Here is a 24,555-nt window from a genome sequence, read left to right as displayed (position 1 = left end):
GGCTCTGGTGGCTCCTTGCTTCAGATGTCCAGCACGAGGCGCGCCCCCTTGGCGCGCGAGATGCAGATCTGCATGACGTTGCCTTCCGCCTTCTCCCGGGCTGTGAGCACGTAGTCGCGATGGTCGATCTCGCCTTCGAGCACGGGCACTGCGCACACGCCGCATTCGCCGCGCTTGCAGTCGAACATCGGGTCGCAGCCGTGCTCGATGAGGCAGTCGAGGATGCTCTGGTCCGCCGGCACCGTGAAGCGCTGGCCCGACTGGGCAAGCTCCACTTCGAAGGGCTGGTCGCCCTCTTCCGCGACGGGCTCGTTGAAGAGCTCGAAGTGCACGCGGTCGTGCTCCCAGCCGCGTGCCTGGGTGCGTTCGAGCACCGCGTCGAGCATGACCTTGGGGCCGCACACATACAGGCGGTCGCCTGCAGGAACGCCATCGAGCAAAGCGTCGATGGCCAGCGGCGCGCCAGCCTCTGCATCGGCGTGCACGTGCAGGTCGTCGCCCAGCAGCGCCTGCAGTTCGGGCAGGAAGGCCATCAGCTCGCGGCTGCGACCGGCGTAGTGCATGCGCACGGCAGCACCCTCGGCGCGGCGGCGCGCGGCCATGGTGGCCATGGGCGTGACGCCGATGCCGCCCGCCACGAGCACGGTGCCGCCCGGGCCGGTGTGCAGCGGAAAGTCGTTCTTCGGCGGCTCAATGGCGATGGTGTCGCCCTCCTTCAGACCGTCGTGCATGAAGCGCGAGCCGCCGCGGCCTTCGGCCTCCTTGCGCACCGCGATCACGTACTCGGTCGGTGCGTTGGTGGCGTTGCGCGCCGTGTCGAAGTTGATGAGCGAGTAGTGGCGCCAGTCGGTCTTGCCGCCGGGCAGCGACACCTGCACGCGGATATGGGCACCCGCCGCGAAGCCGGGCAGCGCGCGGCCGTCGTCGGCGCGCAGGCGCAGCATGCGGATCAGCGGGTTCAGTTCGCGCGCCTCGGCAACGCGCAGCGAGAGGGTGGCTGGATTTGTGCTCATCGTCGTTCTCTTCTCTTCAGGCCAGCGCGTGCTGCGCCAGCGCGGCCTGCAGCTTGTGGCCGTGTTCGTCGGCCAGCGCGGCGTCGCGCAGTTCGCGCAGCGTGGCCGGTGCGAGCCTGTCGCCCGCGCGCTCGAAGGCGCGCATCACGGTGTCGTAGTTGCGGATGCCGCGCTCGTGCGTGTCGCTGTAGCCCTTGACGAGGCGCTGGCACTGGGCGAGCTCGACGGCAAGGTCCGGATTGCGCTGCGCCGTGGCGGCGATGCGCTGCAGCCATTCCTCGATGCGGCGGTTCTCCTCCGCGTAGCGCATGGTCGACAGGCGCCAGCGCCTGCATGCCGCCACCATGCGCAGCATGAGGTAGCCGCGCAGCGAGCTGGTCTGGATCACGCGGCCGCGCTGCGTGAAGCGCTCGACGATCTTCTTCGGCAGCGTGGAGTTCATGAGCCAGCGGCCGATGCCGCCGGGCAGCGTCTCGCAGATCTCCTGCAGGCGCGGATGCATGTATTCGTTGATGGCGAGCACCTGCCCGGGCTGCACGCGCGCCTCGCCGCGCACGCGCTCGAAGCGGGTGGCGCGGGTCTTCAGGGCCGCGACGCGGGCGGTGTCTTCGTAGGACATCCAGAGCGCGAGGTGGCGCGCGGTTTCGCGAAGCAGGCGGTGGTCTCCCGCGGGCAAGGCCGCAATGGCGGCCATGCGGTCGAGATAGAGGCCGGCGTAGGCCGGGTCCTGGTAGTCGATGAGCCGGCGCACGCCTTCGAGCAGCAGGTCTTGCGCTGCCGTCGGGAAGCTGTTGTGCACACGCTCGACCAACGCCCGCACTGCAGGGTGTCGCGGCTGTGGCGCGGGGGCGGCGACCGGTGCCTCCTTCGCCGGCTCGCCATCGTCGCCGCCCTGAGCTCGTTCGAATGCCGCACCGAAGGCCTTGAGGCTGGGCTTCACGCCTACGCCGCCGCGTTCGATGGTCGCCTCGAACTGCGCGCGGCTGAACGGCAGCACGCCCGAACCTGCCAACGCACCGAAGAGCACCGCGCTGATCACGCTGCCCGAAGCCTCGGCGGCCTGGGCCATGTCGAAGCGGATGAAGCGCTTGGCTGCGTTCGCGGTGTGGGCCAGGAGCTGGCCGCTGTCGACGCGGCCATCGCCCATCGCGCTCTTCTCGGCGATGGAGAACACGCGGTGCGTGGAGGCGATCAGCGTGGTGCGCTCGCGCGTGACCAGGCCACGCTGCACGGCGCGGCCGGCTTCCATCAGCTCGGATGCGAGCACCACGTCGACGTCGCCCGGCAGCGGCATCAGAGCGAGCACCGGGGTGCCGCTGTCGGCCTCGGCCTGCGCCGCGGGGTAGAGCTCGACGTAGTAGATGGTCGCGCCGGTGCGCTGGGCCACGCCCGGCACGGAGGTGGTCTGGGCGACATAGCCGTTGGCCTCGCCCATGTCGACGATCCAGTCGGCGAGCACGCCACCGCCCTCACCGCCCATGGCGAGGATCGCGATCTTGATCGGGCTCATTGCTCCCCCCCAGGCTTGCTCACTTCGTGTAGCCGCCAACCCCCTATCGGGGGCGATACCTGCGGCCCGGCAAGGCCGGTTCCGCGGCATCCCTGGAACTTCGACACCATGTTTTTGCTTTGCATGGAGGGACTCATTCAGAAGGCATAGGCTTGACGGCGGCGAGCCTCGCCGCGCTGCATCCAGCCGATGACGGCCGCGCGCACGCGCTCGCGCAGCTGGTCCCAGCGGCTGGGGTTGCTCACGATCTGCGCCTTGTAGAAGGAGGGGCACAGCACGGCAGCGTGCGAGACCTCGCCGCACACGCCGCAGCCCACGCAGCTGTCGAGCACGGCCGCGACCGGGTCGGTGCGAAGCGGATCGGGGTTGGGCTTGATCGACAGCGACGGGCAGCCCGAGAGGCGGATGCAGGAGTGGTCGCCGGTGCAGGTGTCGGAGTCGACGCCGAACTTCTCGCGCACCATGCGCTTGCCGTCGGCGATGGCTTTGCGCACCAGCGGCTTCTCGCGGCGCTGCTTGTTGAGCATGCACTCCGACTGCGCGATCAGCACCTTCGGGCCCTTCTCCCTGGTGGTGAGCGCCTCCTTGAGCGCGTCGCGCATGCCGGCGATGTCATAGGTGCGGCGCATGGTCTTCACCCACTTCACGCCCACGCCGCGCACGGCGCTCTCGATCTCGTGGCCCGTGCTGCGCGTCTTGTTGACGGCGTTCGACGAGAGGATGTCCTGCCCGCCGGTGGCCGAGGTGTAGTTGTTGTCGACGACGATGGTGAGGTTGTCGCTCTTGTTGAAGACCGCGTTGGCGACGCCGCTGGTCAGGCCGTTGTGCCAGAAGCCGCCGTCTCCCATCATCGAGATCGCGCGCTTGCCTGCAGGTGCATTGAGCGCAGCGGCACCCGCCCCACCGAGGCCGTAGCCCATGGTGGTGTTGCCGATGTTGAAGGGCGGCAGGATGGAGAACAGGTGGCAGCCGATGTCGGCACTCACGTGGTGCGGACCGAGCTCGCGCTCGACCAGCTTCATCGCACTGAAGATGGGACGCTCCGGGCAGCCGGTGCAGAAGCCCGGCGGACGGGCGTGGACCACTTCGCCGAGCGGCGCGACGGGCTGCGCAGGCTCGGCCGCGACCTCGGTCAGCGGGATCACCTTGCGCACGGGCGCGGGCACCGGCAATGGCGCGAGGCGTTCATAGCGCTCGCAGAAGCTGCGCGCGCCCTTGAGCAGCTCGGAGGCGGTGTATTCGCCGGCCACCGGCAGCATGTCCTTGCCGTGCAGCACCGTGGAGGACCCGGCCTGGCGCAGGATGGTCGCGAGGTTCTGCTCGACGAAGTTGGGCTGCCCCTCTTCCACCACGAGCACCGCGCGCTTGCCTTCGCAGAAGCGGATCACCTCGCTCTCGATGACGGGATAGGCGACGTTCATCACGTACAGCGGCACCTGGGTGTTGCCGTAGACGTCCGCGAGGCCGAGGCGTTCGAGGGCGCGCACCAGCGTGTTGTAGCTGCCGCCCTGCACGATGATGCCGATGTCGTCGGCGTCTTCCGAGAAGAACTCGTTGAGCTTGCGCTCCTCGATGAAGCGCACGGCAGCGGGCCAGCGGTCCTTCACCTTCTCCTGCTCGTGCACGAAGCTCGCAGGCGGCAGCACGATGCGGCCGACATCGCGCTGCGGGTTCTCGAGCGCGTCCTTCAGCGTGAACTTCGCGCGCTTGTTGTCGCCCGCGACGAAGTGGCCGTGCACGTGGCAGGCGCGGATGCGCAGTTGCAGCATCACCGGCGTGTTGCTGGCTTCGGAGAGGTCGAAGCCCTGCTTCACCGCATCGACGATGCTGGGCAGGTTGGGCCGCGGATCGAGGAGCCAGATCTGCGACTTCATTGCGAAGGCGTGGCTGCGTTCCTGCATGATCGACGAGCCTTCGCCATAGTCCTCGCCCACGATGATGAGCGCGCCACCGGTCACGCCGCCCGAGGCCAGGTTGGCCAGCGCGTCGGAGGCCACATTGGTACCCACGGTGGCCTTGAAGGTGACGGCACCGCGCAGCGGGTAGTTGACGGAGGCTGCGAGCGTGGCGGCCGCGGTGGCTTCGCTCGCGCTGTTCTCGAAGCGGATGCCTTGCTCTGCGAGGATGTCCTGCGCATCGGCAAGCACGTCCATCAGGTGCGAGATGGGTGCGCCCTGGTAGCCGGCCACATAGGAAACTCCCGACTCCAGAAGGGCCTTGGTGACGGCCAGAATGCCCTCACCCCTGAAGACTTCCCCACCAGAAAGCCGCAGTTTCTTGACTTCTTCAACGAATGAACGCTCTGCCATCGGGGTCCTTGTTGTCTGTCGTGGGACGATGCGACCAGGAGGTTGCATCGTGCTTTCTATAATGTTGACAAATGAATGTATCCACAATCATGAATTACCCTAGACATGCAAGCAGCGTGCCCGTGGCGACTGTGAGGTGCCTTCATGGCTGATCAACCCGCCGAATCGCATCGCTTCGTCGATGACTACCTGCCTGCGCTGCTCGCGCAGGCCAGCCAGCTGATCTCCTCGGAGTTCCACGAAGTGGCGCGCCAGCAGGGCTTCTCCGTGTCGGAGTGGCGCGTGATGGCCTCGCTCGCGGGCAGCGAGCCGGTCAGCATCGGCCAGCTCGCGCAGGTCACCGTGACGAAGCAGCCCACGGTGACGCGGCTGCTGGACCGCATGGAAGCACGCGGACAGGTCGAGCGCCTGCCCCACGAGAGTGATCGCCGCATCACGCTGGTGCGCATCACGCGCAAGGGGCTCAAGGCCGTCGAGCACCTGATGGAACTTGCACGCGAGCACGAGCGGCGCGTGCTGGAGCCCTTCGGGCTGCGCCGCGCGGAAGAGCTCAAGCAGACGCTGCGGCAGATGATCGACCTGCACATGCGCCTGCCGGCCGACGAGCCGGAAGAAGACTGAGCGCGCCTGCTCCGCCGCTCAGAGGCGGGGCACGAGAACGGCGCGGCCGCGGTGGCCGCGCTGGGTGATCCAGTCGAGTGCGACGGCGGCATCCGCCAGTGCGAAGGGCCGCACTTCAAGATGCAGGCGGCCATCGGCAAGCCGTGTCAGCAGCTCGGGAACCGCCGCACGGCCTTCCGCTTCGCGCCGGAACATGTTCAGGGGCAGCAGCGACACGTCGCGCTGCAGGAAATGCGCGATGTCGAGCGACAGCGTCGGGCCCGCCGTGTAGCCGACCAGCACTGCCCGGCCACCCGGGCGCACTGCAGGCAGCGTTCGAGCGAGCACATCTCCACCCACGGTATCCACGAGCAGATCGGCGCTGCCGGCTTCCGGCGGCTGCGCATCGGCAGCGACCGCAATCGCGACGCAGCCGGCATCGCGCGCAAGCTGCATCACGAGCGAGCCGACGGCGCCGCTCGCCCCAGTCACCAGCACATGTTCGCCCGCCTGCAGCTTCGCGACTTCATGCAGCGCCACCCACGCGGATGTCGTCGGAGAGAAGAAGGCAGCACCCAAGGTCATCGGCACGTCGTCGGGCAACAGGCCCAGCGCTTCGTCGGGCGCATCGATCAGCTCGCACCATGTGCCGTCGAAGAGCGTGCCCAGGCCGCTTCCGCGCAGCCAGACGCGCTGGCCCACCTGGAAACGCCCGCTCGCGACGACGACCCCTGCGGCCTCCACGCCCGGCGTGTAGGGCAATGGCGGATGCCGCAGGAAGCTGCCGCGCCACACGGTGCGGTCGATGTGCCCGACCGTCGCAGCCTCCATGCGCACGATGGTGCGCCCGGGCTGCGCGATGGGCTCGGCGACCTCCTCCAGCACGGGCACGGCATCGAATCCGTGGATGCGCACAGCTTTCAAGGCAGGTTCTCCAGGAAGTCGAGCACCGTGCGGGCAAAGGCCTCGGGCATCTGATCGGGCAGCGGCACCATGCCGCCTTCGATGTCGACGATGCGCGCCTGCGGAAGATGGTGCTGCAGTTCAGCGGCATGGGGAGCAGCGAAAGGATCGTCGGTCGCGCGCACGATCAGCACGGGCTGCCCGATGCGGCCCAGGCGCTCTTCCATGCGGTACGACGCCACTGCACGGTGCCCTTCTTCGACATGCGCGACCTTCAATGCATCGAGCACGAAGGCTTCGAGCAGTTCGGGGCGGCCGGCCGGATAGAAGCCCTGGCGCTTCTGCCAGAGCGCGGCGAGATGCGTGCCGTCTTCGCTCGGCGCGACCTCGTCGATGGGCGGACGCTGCGCTCGCGCCTTGCGAAAGGCCTCGTCGGTGTACGGCGTGGACGACAACACCAGGCTGCGCACGCGCTGCGGAAACGCCGCTGCAAGCTCGACCGCGATGACGCCGCCGGTGTGATGGCCCACCACGTCGGCCTTCTCGATGCCCAGCGCATCGAGCAGTTCGCGGGCCACGCGCGCCCATTGCTCGATGCTTGCCGGCACGCCACCATCGGCGGAGTCGCCGAAGCCGGCCGTGTCCATCGCGATGGCCCTGCGGCGCGCGCCGATCAGCGGCAGCACCGCGCGGTATTCGTTCCAGCTGCGCGGCGACTGATGCAGCAGCAGCACGGGCGGTGCCGCCGGGTCGCCACACGCCGCGTAGTGCACCTGCCCCACCGACAGGTCGGCAAATGCACGGCGGATGGTGCTCATGACAATGTCCGGTCGGCGGGCGCGCGCCACAGGCCTGCATGCCGCAGCTCGCCTAGCGTGCGCGAGAGCACGTCGCGCCGGTAGGCCGCGACATCGCGGCCCTCGTATTCGTAGAAGCCGCTGCCGCTCTTGAGGCCGAGCCGCCCCTCTTCGACCATCTTCCCGACGATGGCCGGCGCGGTATAGCGGCCGGCGTCGAGCGACGCCGACATCTCGCGGCTCGCGTGATGCAGGATGTCGCAGCCGCCGAAGTCGATGAACTCCACCACGCCCAGTGCCGCGAAGCGCAGGCCCAGGCCGTAGCGGGTGGCCTTGTCGATTTCCTCGGCGGTGGCGGCGCCCTCCTCGATCATTCGTGCGGCCTCGTTCATCACCAGCGCCTGCAGGCGGGGGACGATGTAGCCGGGCGATGCACCGCAGACCACGGGCAGCTTGCCGATTTCTTCCATCAGCGCCTTGGTGCGTGCGAGTACTGCGGCATCGGTAGCGGGATGGCAGCTGAGCTCGACCACCGGAATCACGTACGCCGGGTTGAGCCAGTGCATGTTGAGGAAGCGCCCCGGCAGCCGCACCAGCGACGCCAGCTGCGTCACCAGGATGCTGCTGGTGGTCGAGGTGAGGATCGCGTCGTCGCGGCAATGGCGGTTGAGCTGCTCGAAGGCATCGCGCTTGGCCTCCATGGTTTCAGGCACGCCCTCGAACACGAGCTCTGCCGCGGCCAGTGCGTGCGGGGCAGCGGCGGCATCGACGAAATCGACGCGCGCAGCGATGTCGGCGATCTGCGACTCGTCGATAACGCCGAGCTGCGCGAGCCCGGAGAGGCTGGCGTCGATCTCCGCCTTCGCTTCGCCGCGCAGCCGTTGCCACGCTTCATCGGTGCGCTGGCGCAGATCGATCAGCGAGATTCGGTGGCCGGCATAGGCGAACGCGATGGCGATGCCGCGTCCCATGCGCCCCGCGCCCACGGCCGCGAAGCGAGGCAGCGAGGCGGTTTCATTCGCCATCGTGGAGCCTCTGCTTGAGCTGCGCGGTGCTCAGGCCGGCGAAGCCCAGGCTCTCGAAGGTACGGGGGCCGCGCCGCAGGTCGCGCCCGAGGAAACCGCCGACGATGGCCAGCAGGCCGTGCGCGATGGGTGCATCCACGCCCGCATGGCGCGCGGCGGAGGCGAGGAAGGCGAGGCCGAGCTCGGTGTCCTCGGTGATGTAGCGGTGCGTGTGCAGGTCGATGTTCTCGCGCCAGTCTCCCGACTTGACGAGCTTCTTGTGCGCATCGCCGTACATCCAGCGGTCGTTGTTGTAGTGGTCGGCCAGCGGATAGTGCGGCGAGCCCTGCCCGAAGGCCTCGCGCACTGCGATGCGCTCCTGGTCGAGACGGTCGGTCACGTCGCGCACGGCGCGCTGCGTGCCCTCGTTGTGGATGTCCCAGCGCTCGAAGTGCTGCAGCGGCGCGGCGTTCATCACCATCAGCGGCGGGTGGATGACGGGGCCTGCGTTCATCAGCGCGCCAGAGAGCGCGTCGCCGCAGCCATGCACCGCCGGATAGGCCCTGCGGATCACCTCGATCGCCTGCGCCTCCTTGCGGGCCGGATAGACGCCGGTCGGCAGGCGGATCGCGCGGATGGTGACGTTGACCTCGCGGTCGCCGTGCTTGCGCGCCAGATAGGGCAAGGTGCCGGTTTCGGCCCAGGCGACGTCGGCACGGCTGCCGGCGTCCTTCACGGTGCGCGCCATCACGTAGCTGCCGAAGGTGCCCGGCGGCAGGAAGACGACCTGGCCATCGACCAGGTGCGGCGCCATGGCAAGAGCGATGTCGTGCTGGGCGATGGCGGGGGTCGGGATGACGATCAGTTCGGCGCCTTGCATGGCGGCGCCGATGTCGGCGGTGGCGAGCGCGATGGGCACATCGCGCGAGCCGTCGGCGTCCTTGAGCGTGATCGCGCCGGCACGCAGCAGCGGCTGGAGCGCTGCGGCATCGCGGCGCCACAGGCGCACTTCATGGCCGGTTTCAGACAGGTCCGCGGCAGCCGCGTAGGCGCCATGACCACCCCCAAGAATCGCAATTTTCATGTCGAAAGTCGAAAAGCAGGTGTCGATGAACCGGCAGTCGAGAGACGACCCCGGGGAAGCGATGCGTCATTACATTACTTTTCATCGATTCAGATGTCAATCAAACTCGACGGCATCGGCGTGCTCGGAAACCCGGAACGCGTCCGAAATGAAAAAAGCCCGCGCTCGTGAGAACGCGGGCTTTCGCAATGAAGGGGGATGCGGCCCTCAGGCTGCGTTCCCCAAGGGATCAGCGGCTGGGCTTGAACGCGCGCTTCTGGGCGTCGCGGGGCACGAACACCTTGCCCGGGCCGCCATGGCCGGCGCCATTGCCGCGGGGCGCGAAGCCGCCGTCGCCGCGGCCGCCGCCGCTGCCGCTGTGACCATGGCCGCCGCGCGGAGCGCTGTCGCCCCAGCCCGGCTTGCGGCCGTAGCCGCCGCCGTTGCCACCTTCGTCACGGCCGCCGCCGAAGCCGGCGTTCTGGCCCTGATAGCCGCCGCGCGGACCCGAAGCGCCCGGGCCGCGCGAGTTGCGGTCGTTGAAGCCGCTGGCGCCGGCGTAGCCGCCGCCATTGCCGCCACGGTAGCCGCCGCCACCGCCACCACCAAACTTGCGATCGCGCGATTGGCCTTCACGGCCGCGGCCGCCGAAGTCGGGGCGCGATTGGGGCATGCGCTGCTGCGGCTCCATGCCCGGAATCACCTCGGCCTTGAACTGCTGGCGGCTGTAGTGCTCGATGTCCATGATCCGGCGGCGATCGCGGAACTCCGCGAAGGTGACGGCGATGCCGTCGCGGCCCGCACGGCCGGTGCGGCCGATACGGTGGGTGTAGTCCTCCGCCTTCATCGGCAGGCCGAAGTTGAAGACGTGGGTGATGGTCGGCACGTCGATGCCGCGCGCGGCCACGTCGGTCGCAACCAGGATCTGCACCTGGCCGTTGCGCAGCGCCATCAGGCGGCGGTTGCGCAGGCCCTGGCTCAGGGCGCCGTGCAGCGCGACGGCGCTGAAGCCATCCTGCTGCAGGTCGTTGGCGAGGCCGTCGCACTCGACCTGCGTGCTGGCGAACACGATGGCCTGGTTGATGCTGGTGTCGCGCAGCCAGTGGTCGAGCAGCTTGCGCTTGTGCTGGGCGTTGTCGGCCCAGAACAGTACCTGCTTGATGTTGGCGTGCTTTTCCTGCGGGCTGTCGATGGTCACGCGCTGCGGCTCGCGCATCACGCGGGCAGCCAGCTGCTGGATGCGCGGCGCGAAGGTGGCGCTGAACATCATGGTCTGCTGGCGCTCGATGGTCAGCTGGTTGATCTCGGCGAGGTCGTCGGCAAAGCCCAGGTCGAGCATGCGGTCAGCTTCGTCGACCACCAGGAACTTGACTTGGTCGAGCTTGATCTGCATCGAGCGCTGCAGGTCGAGCAGGCGGCCCGGCGTGGCGACCACCAGGTCGGCGTTCTGCAGGCGGGCGATCTGGAGCTGGTAGGGCATGCCGCCCACCACGTTCGCAATGCGCAGGCCACGGCAGTGGCGAACCAGTTCGATGGCGTCGTGCGCGACCTGTTGCGCGAGTTCGCGCGTGGGGCACAGCACCAGGGCGCCGGGCGTGGCCGCCTTGAAATGGCGGGCGTTGGTCGGATCCTTGCGCTTCGGCTTCTTGGGAGGAGCTTCGCCGCGGGCGGCGGCTTCCTCGGCCAGGCGCTGGAACTCGGCCCTGGCAGCGGCCTCGGCTTCTGCCTGGCGCTTGATGAGGGTGTGCAGCACGGGCAGCAGGAAGGCCGCGGTCTTGCCCGAGCCGGTCTGGCTGGAGACCATCAGGTCGACGAATCGCGTCGACTTGGCTGCGCCGTCCTGGTCGCCCATGGCAATGGGAACGACCTTTTCCTGCACGGCGGTGGGCTGGGTGAAGCCCATGTCGGCCACGGCGGCGATCAGTTCGGGCGCGAGGCCCAGCTTGATGAAGCCGTTGGGAGCAGCGGGCTCCTCGGCGGCGGCAGCCTCGGGGGCAGCGGCGTCCAGCGCCTCGAGGATGGGCGCCTCGGACACGGTGTCCGCGGCGGCGGTGAATTCGTTGTGGGTAGCGGATTGCACAGGCGCGAACTCGCCCTGCGCTTCAAAAGCGTCGGTCATGAATTTCAATCTCAAACGCGAGCGCCGCCGTGGACGGCGCCCCGTTGGGTGGTTAAAAACATCAACCATCCAACGACATTCAACTCCGGGCGGGTACCCGAGGCTGCGGCCCTTTTTGATCAGCAAAAGCTGCGATCGGGCGCGGTGTGCAAGATAGGGAGATGCGAGAAACGCTCACCAGGCTCAAATTTGCCTGCCCGGCCAGCGAAGCCTGCGATTATGGCACGAATCCGGGTTTTTACCTAATTCCGTGCCCCGTTCAATCTGCCAGGCGCAGGAAGGTCTCTCGGTAGTGCGCCAGTTCCTCGATGGATTCGTGCACGTCCGCCAGCGCGGTGTGCGCCTGCTGCTTCTTGAAGGCGTTGTAGGCCGCCGGCTTCCAGCGCTTGGCCAGTTCCTTCAGCGTGCTCACGTCGAGGTTGCGGTAGTGGAAGTACGCCTCGAGCTTGGGCATGTACTTGACGAGGAACCGCCGGTCCTGCCCGATGGTGTTGCCGCACATCGGCGAGCCGCTGCGGGGAACGTACCTGGCGATGAATTCCAGCAGTTGCTGCTCGGCGGCGGCCTCGTCGAGGGTGGAGGCCTTGACCTTGTCGATCAGCCCGCTGCGGCCGTGGGTGCCCTTGTTCCAGGCGTCCATGCCGTCGAGCACGGCGTCGCTCTGGTGGATGACGAGCACGGGGCCGTCGATGCGGGGCGTGAGGTCGGGGCCGGTCACGACCACGGCGATTTCGAGCAGGCGCTCTTTCTCGGGGTCCAGACCGCTCATTTCGCAGTCCAGCCAGACCAGGTTCTGGTCGCTTTTCTTCAGGGTGGGCGTGGCCTCGGAGGGCGTCGGGTCAAGGGATTCGGGCATCGCAGGATTGTCGTCGAAGGGCTGCGGCACCGGATAGCGAGGGCTAAACTCGCCGATCCATGTCCTATTCGCTCATCTTCACCATCGCCTTCGCGGCTGCGATCGTCGCTGGCCTGCTCGTGAAGTTCTGGCTGGCCACGCGGCAGATTCGCCACGTGGCACAGCACCGCGGCACCGTCCCTCCCGCTTTCGCCCAGACCATCACCCTCGCCGCCCACCAGAAGGCGGCCGACTACACCATCGCCAAGGCGCGTTTCGGCCTCGTCGAAATGGCATGGAGCGCGGCGCTGCTGCTCGGGTGGACCCTGCTGGGCGGCCTCGACCTGCTCAACAAGCTGCTGCTGGGCTGGATCGGCGGCGGCATGGTGCAGCAGCTGGTGCTGCTGGCAGCCTTCGCGGCCATCGGCGGACTGCTCGAGCTGCCCTTCACGCTCTGGCAGACCTTCAGGCTCGAGGAGCGTTTCGGCTTCAACAAGATGACCTGGAAGCTCTGGCTGGCCGACGCGCTCAAGTCCACGCTGCTGGGCGCGGTGATCGGACTGCCCATCGCCGCGCTGATCCTCTGGCTCATGGGCGCGGCCGGACGGTTCTGGTGGCTCTGGGCCTGGGGCGCGTGGATGGGCTTCAACCTGCTGCTGATGCTGATCTACCCGACCTTCATCGCACCGCTGTTCAACAAGTTCCAGCCGCTGGACGACCCCACGCTCAAGGAGCGCGTGACCGCCCTCATGAAGCGCTGCGGCTTCGCGGCCAAGGGCCTCTTCGTGATGGACGGCAGCACGCGCAGCGCCCATGCCAACGCCTACTTCACCGGCTTCGGCGCCAGCAAGCGCGTGGTGTTCTACGACACGCTGCTGCGCCAGCTCAATGCCGGCGAGGTCGAGGCGGTGCTCGCGCACGAACTCGGCCACTTCAAGCATCGCCACATCGTGAAGCGGCTGGTCGCGATGTTCGCTCTGAGCCTGGCCGGCTTCGCGCTGCTGGGCTGGGTGTCGACGCAGGTCTGGTTCTATGCGGGCCTGGGCGTGCAGCCCAACATGGCGGCGCCCAACAGCGCGCTGGCACTGCTGCTTTTCATGCTGGCCGTGCCGGTGTTCGGCTTCTTCGTCGCGCCCTTGCCGGCGCAGCTCTCGCGCAAGCACGAGTTCGAGGCCGACGCCTACGCGGTGGCCCAGACCAGCGGCGCCGACCTGTCGGCCGCGCTGCTCAAGCTCTACCAGGACAACGCATCGACGCTCACGCCCGACCCGGTGTTCGTCAAGTTCTACTATTCGCATCCCCCGGCTTCCGAGCGCCTCGCGCGCATGGCAGCCCCGGCCTGACCCGGTCGGCCCCTCACCCGCAGAAGCCCATCATGAGCAGCATGTTCAAGCCCAAGGACTGGAAGAACCTCCCTCCCCGCAAGGCGCTGAGCGCCACCGAGATCGTGTCCGCCCTGGCGCGCCTCGACGGCTGGAAGCTCACGGGCGACGGCGCTGATGTCGCCATCGAGAAGACCTTCAGCTTCGCCAACTACTTCGAGACCATCGCCTTCGTGAATGCGCTGGCCTTCGTGGCGCACACGCAAGACCACCATCCCGACCTGTCGGTGCACTACAACCGCTGCGTGGTGCGCTTCAACACGCACGACGTGGGCGGCCTGTCGGCCACCGACTTCGACTGCGCCCGCCAGGCCGACGCGCTGGTCGGCGCCGCGCCCGCCGCCTGATGGAGGAACGCGTCCTTGGCTAAGCCCGGCCGCGCCGCGCCCGCAGCAGCAGCCGCTGCGAAGGCCCTCCACGAAGGCCTCGTCGTCGCCAGCCACGGGCGCCACTGCCTGGTCGAAACGCCCTCCGGCGAGCGGCTGATCTGCCACCCGCGCGGCAAGAAGAGCCAGGCCGTGGTCGGCGACCGCGTGCACTGGCAGGCCAGCGAGGACGAGGGCACCATCGAGCAGGTGCTGCCGCGGCGCAACCTCTTCTATCGCCAGGACGAGATCCGCACCAAGTCCTTCGCGGCCAATCTCGACCATGTGCTGATCCTGATCGCGGCCGAGCCGGAGTTCTCCGAACACCAGCTGGCCCGCGCGCTGATCGCCGCCGAAGCCGAGCGCATCGCGCCGATCATCGCGCTCAACAAGAGCGACCTGGTCGAACCCTTCGAGCGCGCATGGGCCAGGCTCGCGCCCTATCGACGCATGCACCACGGTGTGCTGCCGCTGTCGCTGAAGGCCTCGGCCGAGGCGGACCACGCCTCGCTGATGAAGCTGCTCGCAGGCAAGTCCACCCTGGTGCTGGGCCCCTCGGGCTCCGGCAAGAGCACGCTGACCAACCTGCTGGTGCCCGGCGCCGCAGTGCTGACCCAGGAGATCTCGCAGGCGCTCAACTCGGGCAAGCACACGACCACCAGCACCACCTGGTACTGGATCGACGAGGCCCGCACCACCGGCCTGATCGACTCGCCGGGTTTCCAGGAATTCGGCCTGAACCACATCGCGCCGATGCAGCTGGCCAGCCTCATGCCCGACATCGCCGAGCATGCCGGCGACTGCAAGTTCTACAACTGCACGCACCTGCACGAGCCGGGTTGCGGCGTGATCGCGAACGTGGAGACCGCCGATGCGCCGGGCGCCATCAGCGCGAGCCGCTACCGGATCTACGGCGAGCTGTTCGAAGAGCTCAGCCAGAAGCGCTACTGAGCGCAGCCGGCCGCAGACTCAGCCGAGCCAGACCCGGTAGGACTGCCAGGTCGGGTCGAAGACAAGCTCCATCGTCGTCGCCAGTTCCATGTCGTCCTGCAACGATTGGGCCTGCGTGATCGCACTGTCCGGATCGGCCACCTGGAAGTGGATGGTGCGCACGCCCTCCTCCAGCACCACATGCGTGCAGCAGCCCGCCTCATGGACCTGCAGCCGCGCCGTCAGCCGGTCTTCGTAGGCGCGGGCCTCTTCCAGCTCCTCGCCCGATTCGACCGGGACCGCCACGGACAGTCGATGGCACAGGTCGGCGCGGCCCACCAGCGCGGTCGCCGAGTCGTTGCGCATGACGACCATCTCGATCTCGCCGCCGTCCTCCGAGGTGCGCGTCGCGCTCAGGCCCGACCAGGCATGCTCACCCGGGGCGAACACACCCGTGTGGCCGAGCTCTTCGCGCCAGCAGGCGTCGAACAGGGGCACGAAATCGTCGAGCGGCACGCCCTTGAAATCGGCCTGCGCGTCCGGCTCGACGTAGTCGACCGCACCGACCTTCACCGCGAAGTCGTACTCGCCGAGGATGTGGTCGAGCATGATCAGGCTCATGTGGCGGGCATGGTCACGCATGTCCATCGGAATGGGCTTGGAGAAGCCGATCTCCAGCGCCACCCGGCCCCGATAGGGCTCGTGCCTGACCAGCACCTCGGAGCTCGCCAGCTCGAAGTTGTTCATGCGCATGCCGAAGCCGTCGCTCGCGCGCTGCCGGAAGGCCTCCACCTCGACCTGCGGCAGCCTGGGACGCGACCGCACCAGCGTCATCAGATCCTCGAAGTCGTCCACCGACCCGTGCGCGGTCAGCACGAGCTTGAACGCGGGCGGATCGCCGGCCACCTCGGCGGCCAGCCTCGGGAAGTGCGGCTCCAGCAGCTGGTTCAGGCCCTCCATCAGCTCGCGGGCGGGCAAGGCCCGCAGGCTCTCGAGCCGGGCGCTGACGGCATTCCAGAACGCCGCGCACGCCTCGGCGCGCGGGTCCGAAGCTTCGATCGGCATGGGCTGGGCGCCTTTCATGGAGTCGATTCGAGGATGTCCTGCAGTCGCTGCACGAGCACGCTGCATTGCTCCCGCGTGCCGATGCTGATGCGCAGGTACTGCGCGATGCGCGGCTGCCTGAAGTGACGCACCAGCACCGCGCGCTCGCGCAGCAACGCGGCCAGCTCGGCCGCATCGCGCTTCGGGTGGCGCGCGAAGACGAAGTTGGTCTGCGAGGGCAGCACCTCGAAGCCCAGGTCCTCGAGCTGCAGCGTGAGGCCCTCGCGCGTGTCGACGATCCGGGCGCAGGCGTCGCGGAACCAGGCTTCGTCTTCGAATGCGGCGATCGCGCCCGCCGAGGCGAGACGATCGAGCGGGTACGAATTGAAGCTGTCCTTGACGCGGACCAGCGCGTCGATCAGGTGCGCCTGGCCGCAGGCGAAGCCCACGCGCAAGCCGGCCAGGGCGCGCGACTTCGAGAGGGTCTGGACCACGAGCAGGTTGGGATACCTGCCGATCAGCGGCAGCGCGCTCTCGCCGCCGAAATCGACATAGGCCTCGTCGACGAGCACGACACGATCGGGGCAGGCCTCGAGCAGCTGCTCGATGCGCGACAGCGGCAGGCCGATGCCGGTCGGCGCATTCGGATTGGCGATGACGATGCCCGCACAACCCTGGCGCGCACGGGCGGCAAGGGCATCGACGTCGATGCGCAGGCCCGCGTCCACCGGCTGCTGCTCGCAGGCAATGCCGTAGAGCTGCGCATAGACCTTGTAGAAGCTGTAGCTCACGTCCGGCATCAGCAGCGGCTCGGACTGCTGGAAGAACGCGAAGAAGGCGTGCGCGAGCACTTCGTCTGAACCGTTGCCGGCGAACACTTCGCCGGGCTGCAGGCCGTGCCGGCGGGCGACGGCCTCGCGCAGCGCTAGCGAAGTGGGGTCTGGGTAGCGCTCCAGGCCTTCTTCGGCGGCACGGCGGATGGCCTCCACAGCGATCGACGACGGCGGATACGGGTTCTCGTTGGTGTTGAGCTTGACGAGGTTCGCGATGCGCGGCTGCTCGCCGGGCACGTACGGCTCGAGCGCGGCGATCCGCGGGCTCCAGAAGGACGGCACGGGTTGCTGCGGCTGTTGTTGCTGGGTCATGGCTTCGGACCTTCGCTCAGCCGAGCAGGCGAGCCAGGGTCAGCAAGGCCAGCAGCACCATCCACATCACGACCGAGCGCCAGACCAGGCCGACGACGCTGCGCAGATGGGCCGGCTCGGGCTCGCGGCCCGGCGTGCTGCCGCTGTCGGTGCGGCGGCCATCGGCCAGCGATTCGCCGGCCTGGGCGCGCGGCAGCGGATCGGCGACCGGGATCGGGCGCAGCGAGCCGCCGCCCAGGCGCACGTTCACCGCACCGGAGGTGGCCGCGAGGATCACGCCGTCGTTTTCGTTGGGAAAGCGCTGCGCGTCGTTGCGCCAGCAGTCGATCGCCTCCTCGAAGCTGCCGACCACCGCGAAGCCCAGCGCGGTGATGCGCGCGGGCAGCCAGTCGATCGCATGCCAGGCGCGCTCCGCAGCCTCCTGCACCGAGGCGCTGGAAGGCTGCACCGCGGCGCCGTTCTTGTGGGCCCAGTAGCGCGAGACGAACTCGCTCATGCGGTAGAACACCGCGCCTGCCGGGCCTAGGCCGATGGCTGCGACGATCGAGAACCATGCAAGCACGCCGAACACGTGGCGGTGCGCCGCGATCACGGAATGCTCGATGACGTGGCGCACGATCTCGCTGCGCGGCAGGTCCGCCGCGTCGACGCCCTGCCAGTGCGCGAGGAGAGAGCGCGCCAGCGGCTGGTCGCCTTCCTCGAGCGCGTCGCGGATGTCGGTGAAGTGGTGGCTGAACTGCCTGAAGCCCAGCGTGACGTAGAGCACCGCGATGCTCCAGAGCACCGCGAAGGGCAGGCCCAGCGTGAGCACCAGCAGCCAGTGGACGCCCAGCGCGCCCAGCGTGGGCACGAACACGGCGAGCCCCCAGGCGATCCATCCGTGATGCGGCTTGCCCGCGTCGAAGTTGCGGCTGGTCCAGCGTGTCCACGCAAGCACCGCGCCGTACACGGGGTTGTGCGGGCCCAAAGGCCGCACCTGCTCGATCAGCAGCGCGCACAGGATGGCGAAAAAGCTCATCCTTCGATGATAGCGAGAGCGCCCGAAGGTTCAGCCCGCGTTCAGGCCCGCTCAGGCCGCGAGGAAGCGATAGAGGTTGCGCAGCATGCCCGCCGTGGCGCCCCACACGAAGCGCTCGGCCGCGCCGTCCTGGTAGGGCATCGAATACCACTGGCGCCGGGTGCCGTCGGGCGCGGGCACCGTGTGATGGCGGTGATTCGCCGGATCCATCAGCCAGGCAAGCGGCACCTCGAAGGCTTCCGCCACTTCGTACGGGTTGATGGTGAGCTCGAAATCGGGCTGCACCAGCGCGACCACCGGCGTGACGATGAACGAGGTCACGGTCGTGTACGTCGGCAGGCTGCCCAGCACCTCTATGTACCGGGCGGAGAGGCCCACTTCTTCCCAGGCCTCGCGCAGGGCGGCGGCAGCGATGTTGGCATCCTCGGGATCGACTCGGCCGCCGGGAAATGCAACCTGCCCCGAGTGCGTCGACAGGTTCGAGGTCCGCTCGGTCAGCAGCACGGTCGCGCCCTCGGCTCGCTGCACGATCGGCACCAGCACCGCAGCCTGCGCGGGAACGCGGTCGGTCGTGCGCGCATCGCGGCGCACTTCGGGCGTCCAGATGGGCGGGGTGGCGAAACGTGCCCGCAACGCCTGCGCCGTCAGCTGCTCGGCGGCCACCGCCGGCAGGCCCTGGACCTCCCCGCCCACGAACGGCACCGTTCGCGGGTCGAATTGCATCAGCGCGGGCGGCGCCACGGCGTTGACGATTTCGGCTGAAGCGGTCTGTTGGGAAGGGGATGAGGTGGTCAAGAGCGGAAAGGTACCGAAGTCGGGTGGTCGGGACTGGATGGGAGTAGAGCGGAAAAAGGAGAACTTGTCGTCGAGCAGGGGCAACAACGCAAAAAGCCGCCAGAGCGGCGGCTTTTCTTGCACGACAGGAGGCGGCGCTTAAGCGGCCGTCGCAGCCGTCGACTTGCTCGGCAGCTTTTCCTTGATGCGTGCCGAACGGCCGCTGCGGTCGCGCAGGTAGTACAGCTTGGCGCGGCGCACGTCGCCACGGCGCTTGACTTCGATGCCGGCGATCAGCGGGCTGTAGGTCTGGAAGGTACGTTCCACGCCTTCGCCGCTGGAGATCTTGCGAACGGTGAAGCCGCTGTTGAGGCCACGGTTGCGCTTGGCGATCACGACGCCTTCGTAGGCCTGCACGCGCTTGCGGGTGCCTTCGACGACGTTCACGCTGACGATGACCGTGTCACCGGGCATGAATTCGGGGATGGTCTTGCCGAGACGGGCGATTTCTTCCTGCTCGAGGGTCTGGATGAGGTTCATGATTTCCTGATATTCGATCTTGTCGGGCTGCACAAAAGGCGCCTTTGGCTTTCACGGGAAGACCGCGAAAAGACCGGGCGCGGCCGGACAGAGGATCGGGGAACCCGGGATTATAGCTTTTTTTTCAGCATGGCCTCATCGGCCTTGCCCAGGCGCCCCGCCGCACGGGCTGCCTCGATCAACTCGGGGCGCCGCCCGGCCGTGATCGCCAGGCGCTGATCGCGCCGCCAGCGCTCGATCTGCGCGTGATGGCCCGAGAGCAGCGGCGCCGGAACGCCCTGCCCGTTCCATTGCTCCGGCCGCGTGTAGTGCGGGCAGTCGAGCAGGCCGTCGAGGGCCGGATTGAAGCTGTCCTGCACGTGGCTGGCCTCGTCCCCGAGCACGCCCGGCTGAAGGCGCGCCACGGCGTCGAGCAGCGCCATGGCCGCGACCTCGCCGCCGGAGAGCACGAAGTCTCCGAGGCTGATCTGGTGGGTGACGCGCGCATCGATGAAACGCTGGTCGATGCCCTCGTAGCGGCCGCAGACCAGCACGGCGCCTTCGCTGCCCGACCAGCGCTCGACCACCTCGTGCCGCAGCACCTCGCCGATGGGGGAAAACAGGATGACCGGCGCATCGGCACCTCGCGCGGCCAGCGCCGCGTCGAGGCAGTCGGACAGAGGCTCGGCCATCATGACCATGCCGGGACCGCCGCCGAAGGGCCTGTCATCCACGCGCTTGTAGTTGCCCTGCGCGAAGTCGCGCGGATTCCAAAGCACTACCTCGACCTGCTTCGACTCGTAGGCGCGTCGGGTCACGCCGCTGGCCATGAAGGGCGCGAACAGTTCGGGAAAGAGCGTGAGGACGTCGAAGCGCATGCGCCGCGCGGACCGCCGGTCAGTAGTCCGGCTGCCAGTCGGCCGTGATGAGACGCCCGGGCAGGTCGACCTTGTCGACGAAGGCCGAGACGAAAGGCACCATGCGCTCGATCGCCTTGCCGCCCTCTTCGGCGGCCAGCACGAGCGTGGTCTGCGGGCCGGTGGCGAGAAGCTCGCGCACCGTGCCGAGCGCGACGCCTTCGCGGTTGACCACGGCCAGGCCGATCAGGTCGACCCAGTAGTACTCGTCGTCTCCGGCCGTCGGGAAGCTCGAGCGCGGCACGAACACGCGCGCACCGCGCAGCGCCTCGGCCGCGTTGCGGTCAGGCACGTCCGCGGATGCGGCGACGATGCAGTCGGAATGTTCCTTGGCTTCGCGGATCGCGAGCCGGAAGGCTGTGCTCGCCGAGGCTCCGGGAGCCTGCAGGAACCAGCGCTTCGATGAGAAGAGCGCCTCGGGTTGGGCGCTGTGGGGCAGGACCTTGAACCAGCCCTTGATGCCCCAGGCATCGGCGATGCGCCCTACTTCGATCGCATCCGCCGGCAATTCGGCGGCTTCGAGTGAAGGCAGCATCGCCGTGCGGGCGGCTTAGGCCGCCGCCTTGGGAGCTGCAGCAGCAGCTTGCTTGATCAGGCGCAGAACGGTGGGCGAAGCTTGTGCGCCGACGCTCTTCCAGTACGCCAGGCGGTCCTGGGCGATACGGATGCTTTCTTCGTTTTCCTTGGCGGTCGGGTTGTAGAAGCCCAGGCGCTCGATGAAACGGCCATCGCGGCGAACGCGCTTGTCCGACACGACGATGTTGAAGAACGGACGGCCTTTGGAGCCGCCGCGGGAGAGTCGAATGACGACCATGATTTATCCTTGGGTGGTCAGCAGGCCTCGTGGATTGAAAAAGGCCCGCTCACAATGTTCTTCCAGCGTCGAGACACGCGACTGGCCACCCGGCCAGCGACACGCTGAAAAGCCCGCGATTATAGCCCGACCCGCGTTTTTCTCCGAATTCCGACCTCGCCCGATCCTCGCGCCGCCCGTTTCACCCGCATGCTCCTTGCCATCCGACCCAGCCGCGAAGAAGACATCGCAGCCATCACCGCCATCTACGCACACCACGTGCTGCACGGTACCGGCACCTTCGAGACCGAGCCGCCCTCCCCCGCCGAAATGGCCTCCCGCCGCGCAGATGTGCTCGCGAGGAATCTTCCCTACCTGGTCGCGGAAGAAGATGGCGAAGTGTTGGGTTTTGCCTACTGCAACTGGTTCAAGCCGCGCCCGGCCTACCGCTTTTCGGCCGAGGACTCGATCTACGTGGCGGAGTCAGCGCGCGGCAAGGGTCTGGGCGCCAAGCTCTTGGCGGCGCTGTCGCAGGCGGCCGAGGCAGCGGGCGTGCGCAAGCTGATCGCGGTCATCGGCGACTCGGCCAACGCGGGCTCCATCGGCGTGCATCGCAGCCAGGGCTTCACGCACGTCGGTGTGCTGAAGGACTGCGGCTGGAAGTTCGGCGAATGGCGCGACGTCGTATTGATGGAGAAGGTGCTCGGCGAAGGCAGCACCACCAGACCCGAATGAAAAACAAGACCGTTGCCGCCTGGCTTTCCTTCCTCGGCGGCCCCCTGGGGCTGCACCGTTTCTACCTGCGCGGCATGGGCGACTGGCTCGGCTGGCTGCTGCCCATTCCCACCGCGCTGGGCGTCTACGGCATCGAGCGCGTGCGCATGTACGGCGTGGACGACGGGCTGAGCTGGGTGCTGATTCCGCTGCTGGGCTTCACCATCGCCGGCTGCGCCCTGATGGCCATCGTCTACGGCCTCATGACGCCCGAGAAGTGGAACGCCCGCTTCAACGCCAGCGCCCCGGCCGACGCCGAACCGGGCCGCACCAACTGGTTCACCATCGGCGCGGTCGTGCTGGCCCTCTTCTTCGGCAGCACGATCCTGATGGCGAGCATCGTCTTCAGCTTCCAGCGCTACTTCGAGCACCAGATCGAAGAGGGACGGAAGATTTCGCAGTAGCCGCCTTCAGAACAGCTGCATGCTGATCCAGTAGGCAATAGCCGCCACGAACGCCGAAGCCGGGATCGTGAAGATCCAGGCCCACACGATGTTCCCCGCCACGCCCCAGCGCACCGCGCTCGCGCGCTGCGTGGAGCCGACGCCGACGATGGCGCCGGTGATGGTGTGGGTGGTCGACACCGGGATGCCCAGCGCGGTGGCCAGGAACAGCGTCAGGGCGCCGCCGGTTTCGGCGCAGAAGCCGCCCACGGGCTTGAGCTTGGTGATCTTCTGGCCCATGGTCTTGACGATGCGCCAGCCGCCGAACATGGTGCCCAGCGCGATCGCGGCGTAGCAGCTCACGATGACCCAGGTCGGCGGGGCCGATTCACTGGCGGAGGCGTAGCCCGTGGCGATCAGCAGCATCCAGATGATGCCGATGGTCTTCTGCGCGTCGTTGCCGCCGTGGCCCAGGCTGTAGGCGCCGGCCGAAACCAGCTGCAGCCGGCGGAACCAGCGATCGATGCGCGACGGGGTGGCGCGGCGGAAGCCCCATGCCACCACGACCATCATCAGCGAGCCGAGCACGAAGCCCAGCAGCGGCGACACGAAGATGAAGGCCACCGTCTTCCAGATGCCCGAAGCGACCAGGCCGCTGGTGCCGGTCTTGGCGATCACGGCACCCACGATGCCGCCGATCAGCGCGTGCGACGAGCTGCTCGGAATGCCGTAGTACCAGGTCACGAGGTTCCAGCTGATGGCGCCCACGAGCGCGCCGAACACCACGTGCACGTCGACCACCCCCGGCTGGGCGATGCCCTTGCCCACGGTGGCGGCCACGCTGAGATGAAAGATGAAGATCGCGATCAGGTTGAAGAAGGCCGCGAAGACCACTGCCTGCCCGGGCCTGAGAACTCCGGTGGAGACCACCGTCGCGATCGAATTGGCGGCGTCGTGGAATCCGTTCATGAAGTCGAACAGGATCGCCAGAGCGACCAGCACCACAACCACCCAGAGGGCGACCTGAACCGTTGCCATCGGTCGCTGCCCGCTTACGAGTTCTCGAGGACGATGCCCTCGATCACGTTGGCCACGTCCTCGCACTTGTCGGTGATGGTCTCCAGCAGCTCATAGATCGCCTTGAGCTTGATCACCTCGCGCACGTCGGGCTCCTCGCGGAACAGCTTGCTCATGGCGCTGCGCATCACGCGGTCGGCGTCCGATTCGAGGCGGTCGATCTCCTCGCAGGTCTTCAGCGTGGCCTCTGCCACGGTCGGGTCGGCGATGCGGCCCAGGAACTTGACGGCGTCCTTCAGGCGGTCGCAGCACTTCACGCTCAGCGAGGTGAGGCGCACGATCTCTTCCGTCATGTGACGCACGTCGTACAGCGCCATGGTCTCCGCCGAGTCCTGGATCAGGTCGGCCACGTCGTCCATCGTGTTGATGAGCTTGTGGATCTGCTCGCGGTCGATGGGGGTGATGAAAGTCTTGTGGATCAGCCGGTTGACGTCGTGCGTGACGCGGTCGGCGGCGCGCTCGGCGTTGTCGACGTCGCGGTTGTACTGCTCGCGCAGGTGCACGTCGCTGTAGTTGGCCACCAGTTGCTCGAAGGCCCGCGCCGCCTCGACGATGCGCTCGGCGTGCTGGTTGAACATCTCAAAAAAATTCCCCTCGCGGGGCAGCAGCTTGCCGAACATGTGGCGCTCTCCTGGGATCTCGGAACTTGCCTGTCACATCCGCGTGACAGGGTGATGAAAAACCGTGCAAGTGTAATGGGAGGGCAAAGCCGGGCCGTTGGGCCGGGCTCCCGCCCAGCCGCCGGTCAGCTGCGGATGCGCTCGATGACCTGGCCGGAAACCCGCGCCAGCGCGGCGCGCGGCACCTTGTCGGGGGCGATCTCGGCCAGCGGCTTGAGCACGAAGGCCCGCTCGCGCATGCGGGGATGCGGCAGGCTCAACGCGGGCGTGTCCTTGACGGTGTTGCCATGCGTGAGCAGGTCAAGGTCGAGCGTGCGCGGCGCGTTGGGGAAGGGCCGCTCGCGCCCGGCCTGGTCTTCGAGCAGCTGCAGCTCCGAGAGGAATGCCTCGGCCGTCAGGCCGGTACGCACCGCCACCACCGCATTGATGTAGTCGGGCCCCGAGGATTCGATGGGCGCGCTGCGGTAGAGCGACGAGCGCGCCGTGACCACGGTGCGCTCGATGGTGCCGATGGCCTCCATGGCCGCCTTCACCGCGGCCTGGGCATCACCCAGGTTGGCGCCGATGGCGACGAAAGCCTGCACGGTCGGGTATTCGTCCTTCGGACGTCGCGCAGACTGGGCACCGCCCGGAGGCCGGGCCTGTGCGCGCTTCGCGGGCG

The 24,555-nt window shown here is 68.0% G+C and carries 26 protein-coding genes; 6 read left to right on the top strand and 20 right to left on the bottom strand.

The window, feature by feature from the left end; genetic code table 11:
- Window positions 1-20: 20 nt before the first annotated feature.
- From G369_RS0114155 to G369_RS0114145, 3 genes are all read right to left on the bottom strand, one after another.
- Window positions 21-1,013, bottom strand: coding sequence for a PDR/VanB family oxidoreductase (locus G369_RS0114155; protein ID WP_019654662.1), 993 nt, complete (start codon window positions 1,011-1,013; stop codon window positions 21-23).
- Window positions 1,014-1,029: 16 nt separating this feature from the next.
- On the bottom strand, window positions 1,030-2,523 hold the full coding sequence (locus G369_RS0114150; protein ID WP_019654661.1) for an indolepyruvate oxidoreductase subunit beta family protein: 1,494 nt from the start codon (window positions 2,521-2,523) through the stop codon (window positions 1,030-1,032).
- Between the two features lie 137 nt (window positions 2,524-2,660).
- Complete coding sequence (locus G369_RS0114145) at window positions 2,661-4,832, bottom strand: thiamine pyrophosphate-dependent enzyme (RefSeq protein WP_019654660.1); 2,172 nt, start codon at window positions 4,830-4,832, stop codon at window positions 2,661-2,663.
- Between the two features lie 144 nt (window positions 4,833-4,976).
- Here G369_RS0114145 and G369_RS0114140 point away from each other — a divergent pair, with 144 nt between their 5' ends.
- Complete coding sequence (locus G369_RS0114140) at window positions 4,977-5,453, top strand: MarR family winged helix-turn-helix transcriptional regulator (RefSeq protein ID WP_019654659.1); 477 nt, start codon at window positions 4,977-4,979, stop codon at window positions 5,451-5,453.
- Window positions 5,454-5,471: 18 nt separating this feature from the next.
- Here G369_RS0114140 and G369_RS0114135 read toward each other — a convergent pair whose 3' ends face one another.
- From G369_RS0114135 to orn, 6 genes are all read right to left on the bottom strand, one after another.
- Window positions 5,472-6,347: a quinone oxidoreductase family protein gene (locus tag G369_RS0114135; RefSeq protein ID WP_244164327.1), complete on the bottom strand. Its 876-nt coding sequence runs from the start codon at window positions 6,345-6,347 to the stop codon at window positions 5,472-5,474.
- 5 nt (window positions 6,348-6,352) lie between these two features.
- Complete coding sequence (locus tag G369_RS0114130) at window positions 6,353-7,153, bottom strand: alpha/beta fold hydrolase (protein ID WP_019654657.1); 801 nt, start codon at window positions 7,151-7,153, stop codon at window positions 6,353-6,355.
- On the bottom strand, window positions 7,150-8,157 hold the full coding sequence (locus G369_RS0114125; protein WP_019654656.1) for a 3-hydroxybutyryl-CoA dehydrogenase: 1,008 nt from the start codon (window positions 8,155-8,157) through the stop codon (window positions 7,150-7,152). Before G369_RS0114125 ends, G369_RS0114130 begins: the two co-directional genes overlap by 4 nt.
- A complete protein-coding gene (locus tag G369_RS0114120) occupies window positions 8,147-9,220 on the bottom strand; it encodes an NAD/NADP-dependent octopine/nopaline dehydrogenase family protein (RefSeq protein ID WP_019654655.1) in 1,074 nt (357 codons plus the stop codon). Before G369_RS0114120 ends, G369_RS0114125 begins: the two co-directional genes overlap by 11 nt.
- A 229-nt stretch (window positions 9,221-9,449) precedes the next feature.
- The gene (locus G369_RS0114115; protein ID WP_026346371.1) at window positions 9,450-11,318 is read right to left on the bottom strand and encodes a DEAD/DEAH box helicase; all 1,869 of its coding nucleotides are present in this window, start codon (window positions 11,316-11,318) and stop codon (window positions 9,450-9,452) included.
- A 259-nt stretch (window positions 11,319-11,577) separates the two neighbouring features.
- On the bottom strand, window positions 11,578-12,174 hold the full coding sequence (gene orn, locus G369_RS0114110; protein ID WP_051127588.1) for an oligoribonuclease: 597 nt from the start codon (window positions 12,172-12,174) through the stop codon (window positions 11,578-11,580).
- 59 nt (window positions 12,175-12,233) lie between these two features.
- Between orn and G369_RS0114105 the strand changes: the two genes are divergently transcribed.
- From G369_RS0114105 to rsgA, 3 genes are read left to right on the top strand one after another with little or no spacing between them, the layout of a single operon-like run.
- Complete coding sequence (locus tag G369_RS0114105; RefSeq protein WP_019654653.1) at window positions 12,234-13,496, top strand: M48 family metallopeptidase; 1,263 nt, start codon at window positions 12,234-12,236, stop codon at window positions 13,494-13,496.
- Between the two features lie 32 nt (window positions 13,497-13,528).
- Window positions 13,529-13,882 (top strand): 4a-hydroxytetrahydrobiopterin dehydratase, encoded by a 354-nt coding sequence (locus G369_RS0114100; protein WP_019654652.1) that lies wholly within the window; start codon window positions 13,529-13,531, stop codon window positions 13,880-13,882.
- 15 nt (window positions 13,883-13,897) lie between these two features.
- Window positions 13,898-14,851, top strand: coding sequence for a ribosome small subunit-dependent GTPase A (gene rsgA / locus G369_RS0114095; protein ID WP_019654651.1), 954 nt, complete (start codon window positions 13,898-13,900; stop codon window positions 14,849-14,851).
- An 18-nt stretch (window positions 14,852-14,869) separates the two neighbouring features.
- Here rsgA and G369_RS0114090 read toward each other — a convergent pair whose 3' ends face one another.
- The 8 genes from G369_RS0114090 to rpsP all read right to left on the bottom strand — a co-directional run bounded on the left by G369_RS0114090 (window position 14,870) and on the right by rpsP (window position 21,061).
- Window positions 14,870-15,895, bottom strand: coding sequence for a hypothetical protein (locus G369_RS0114090; RefSeq protein ID WP_020723072.1), 1,026 nt, complete (start codon window positions 15,893-15,895; stop codon window positions 14,870-14,872).
- A gap of 14 nt (window positions 15,896-15,909) precedes the next feature.
- The gene (hisC, locus tag G369_RS0114085; protein ID WP_019654649.1) at window positions 15,910-17,019 is read right to left on the bottom strand and encodes a histidinol-phosphate transaminase; all 1,110 of its coding nucleotides are present in this window, start codon (window positions 17,017-17,019) and stop codon (window positions 15,910-15,912) included.
- 16 nt (window positions 17,020-17,035) lie between these two features.
- On the bottom strand, window positions 17,036-18,037 hold the full coding sequence (locus G369_RS0114080) for a CobD/CbiB family protein (RefSeq protein ID WP_019654648.1): 1,002 nt from the start codon (window positions 18,035-18,037) through the stop codon (window positions 17,036-17,038).
- Window positions 18,038-18,088: 51 nt separating this feature from the next.
- On the bottom strand, window positions 18,089-18,832 hold the full coding sequence (locus tag G369_RS0114075) for a CoA pyrophosphatase (RefSeq protein ID WP_019654647.1): 744 nt from the start codon (window positions 18,830-18,832) through the stop codon (window positions 18,089-18,091).
- Window positions 18,833-18,970: 138 nt separating this feature from the next.
- Complete coding sequence (rplS, locus tag G369_RS0114070; protein ID WP_026346370.1) at window positions 18,971-19,351, bottom strand: 50S ribosomal protein L19; 381 nt, start codon at window positions 19,349-19,351, stop codon at window positions 18,971-18,973.
- Between the two features lie 110 nt (window positions 19,352-19,461).
- A complete protein-coding gene (gene trmD / locus G369_RS0114065) occupies window positions 19,462-20,208 on the bottom strand; it encodes a tRNA (guanosine(37)-N1)-methyltransferase TrmD (RefSeq protein WP_019654645.1) in 747 nt (248 codons plus the stop codon).
- Window positions 20,209-20,227: 19 nt separating this feature from the next.
- Entirely contained in the window at window positions 20,228-20,782 is a 555-nt protein-coding gene (gene rimM / locus G369_RS0114060; protein WP_019654644.1) for a ribosome maturation factor RimM, read from the bottom strand.
- Window positions 20,783-20,797: 15 nt separating this feature from the next.
- Window positions 20,798-21,061 (bottom strand): 30S ribosomal protein S16, encoded by a 264-nt coding sequence (gene rpsP / locus G369_RS0114055; RefSeq protein ID WP_007831311.1) that lies wholly within the window; start codon window positions 21,059-21,061, stop codon window positions 20,798-20,800.
- A 189-nt stretch (window positions 21,062-21,250) separates the two neighbouring features.
- On the opposite strand from rpsP, the gene G369_RS0114050 reads away from it, so the two are divergent.
- Both G369_RS0114050 and G369_RS0114045 read left to right on the top strand, forming a co-directional pair.
- The gene (locus tag G369_RS0114050) at window positions 21,251-21,775 is read left to right on the top strand and encodes a GNAT family N-acetyltransferase (RefSeq protein ID WP_019654643.1); all 525 of its coding nucleotides are present in this window, start codon (window positions 21,251-21,253) and stop codon (window positions 21,773-21,775) included.
- Window positions 21,772-22,218: an NINE protein gene (locus G369_RS0114045; protein ID WP_019654642.1), complete on the top strand. Its 447-nt coding sequence runs from the start codon at window positions 21,772-21,774 to the stop codon at window positions 22,216-22,218. Before G369_RS0114050 ends, G369_RS0114045 begins: the two co-directional genes overlap by 4 nt.
- A gap of 6 nt (window positions 22,219-22,224) precedes the next feature.
- Here the strand turns inward: G369_RS0114045 and G369_RS0114040 are convergent, their stop codons facing one another.
- The 3 genes from G369_RS0114040 to folK all read right to left on the bottom strand — a co-directional run bounded on the left by G369_RS0114040 (window position 22,225) and on the right by folK (window position 24,478).
- Window positions 22,225-23,235, bottom strand: a complete 1,011-nt coding sequence (locus tag G369_RS0114040; RefSeq protein WP_019654641.1) for an inorganic phosphate transporter — start codon at window positions 23,233-23,235, stop codon at window positions 22,225-22,227.
- Window positions 23,236-23,249: 14 nt separating this feature from the next.
- Window positions 23,250-23,894, bottom strand: a complete 645-nt coding sequence (locus G369_RS0114035) for a DUF47 domain-containing protein (RefSeq protein WP_019654640.1) — start codon at window positions 23,892-23,894, stop codon at window positions 23,250-23,252.
- Window positions 23,895-24,019: 125 nt separating this feature from the next.
- Window positions 24,020-24,478, bottom strand: coding sequence for a 2-amino-4-hydroxy-6-hydroxymethyldihydropteridine diphosphokinase (gene folK, locus G369_RS0114030; RefSeq protein WP_019654639.1), 459 nt, complete (start codon window positions 24,476-24,478; stop codon window positions 24,020-24,022).
- Window positions 24,479-24,555 lie beyond the last annotated feature (77 nt).

This window comes from Variovorax atrisoli 110B, assembly GCF_000382045.1.
GTDB classification, from domain to species: Bacteria; Pseudomonadota; Gammaproteobacteria; order Burkholderiales; family Burkholderiaceae_C; genus Variovorax; species Variovorax atrisoli.
The sequence above is the reverse complement of the archived record's forward strand: the minus strand, read 5'-3'. Positions and strand labels throughout refer to the sequence as shown.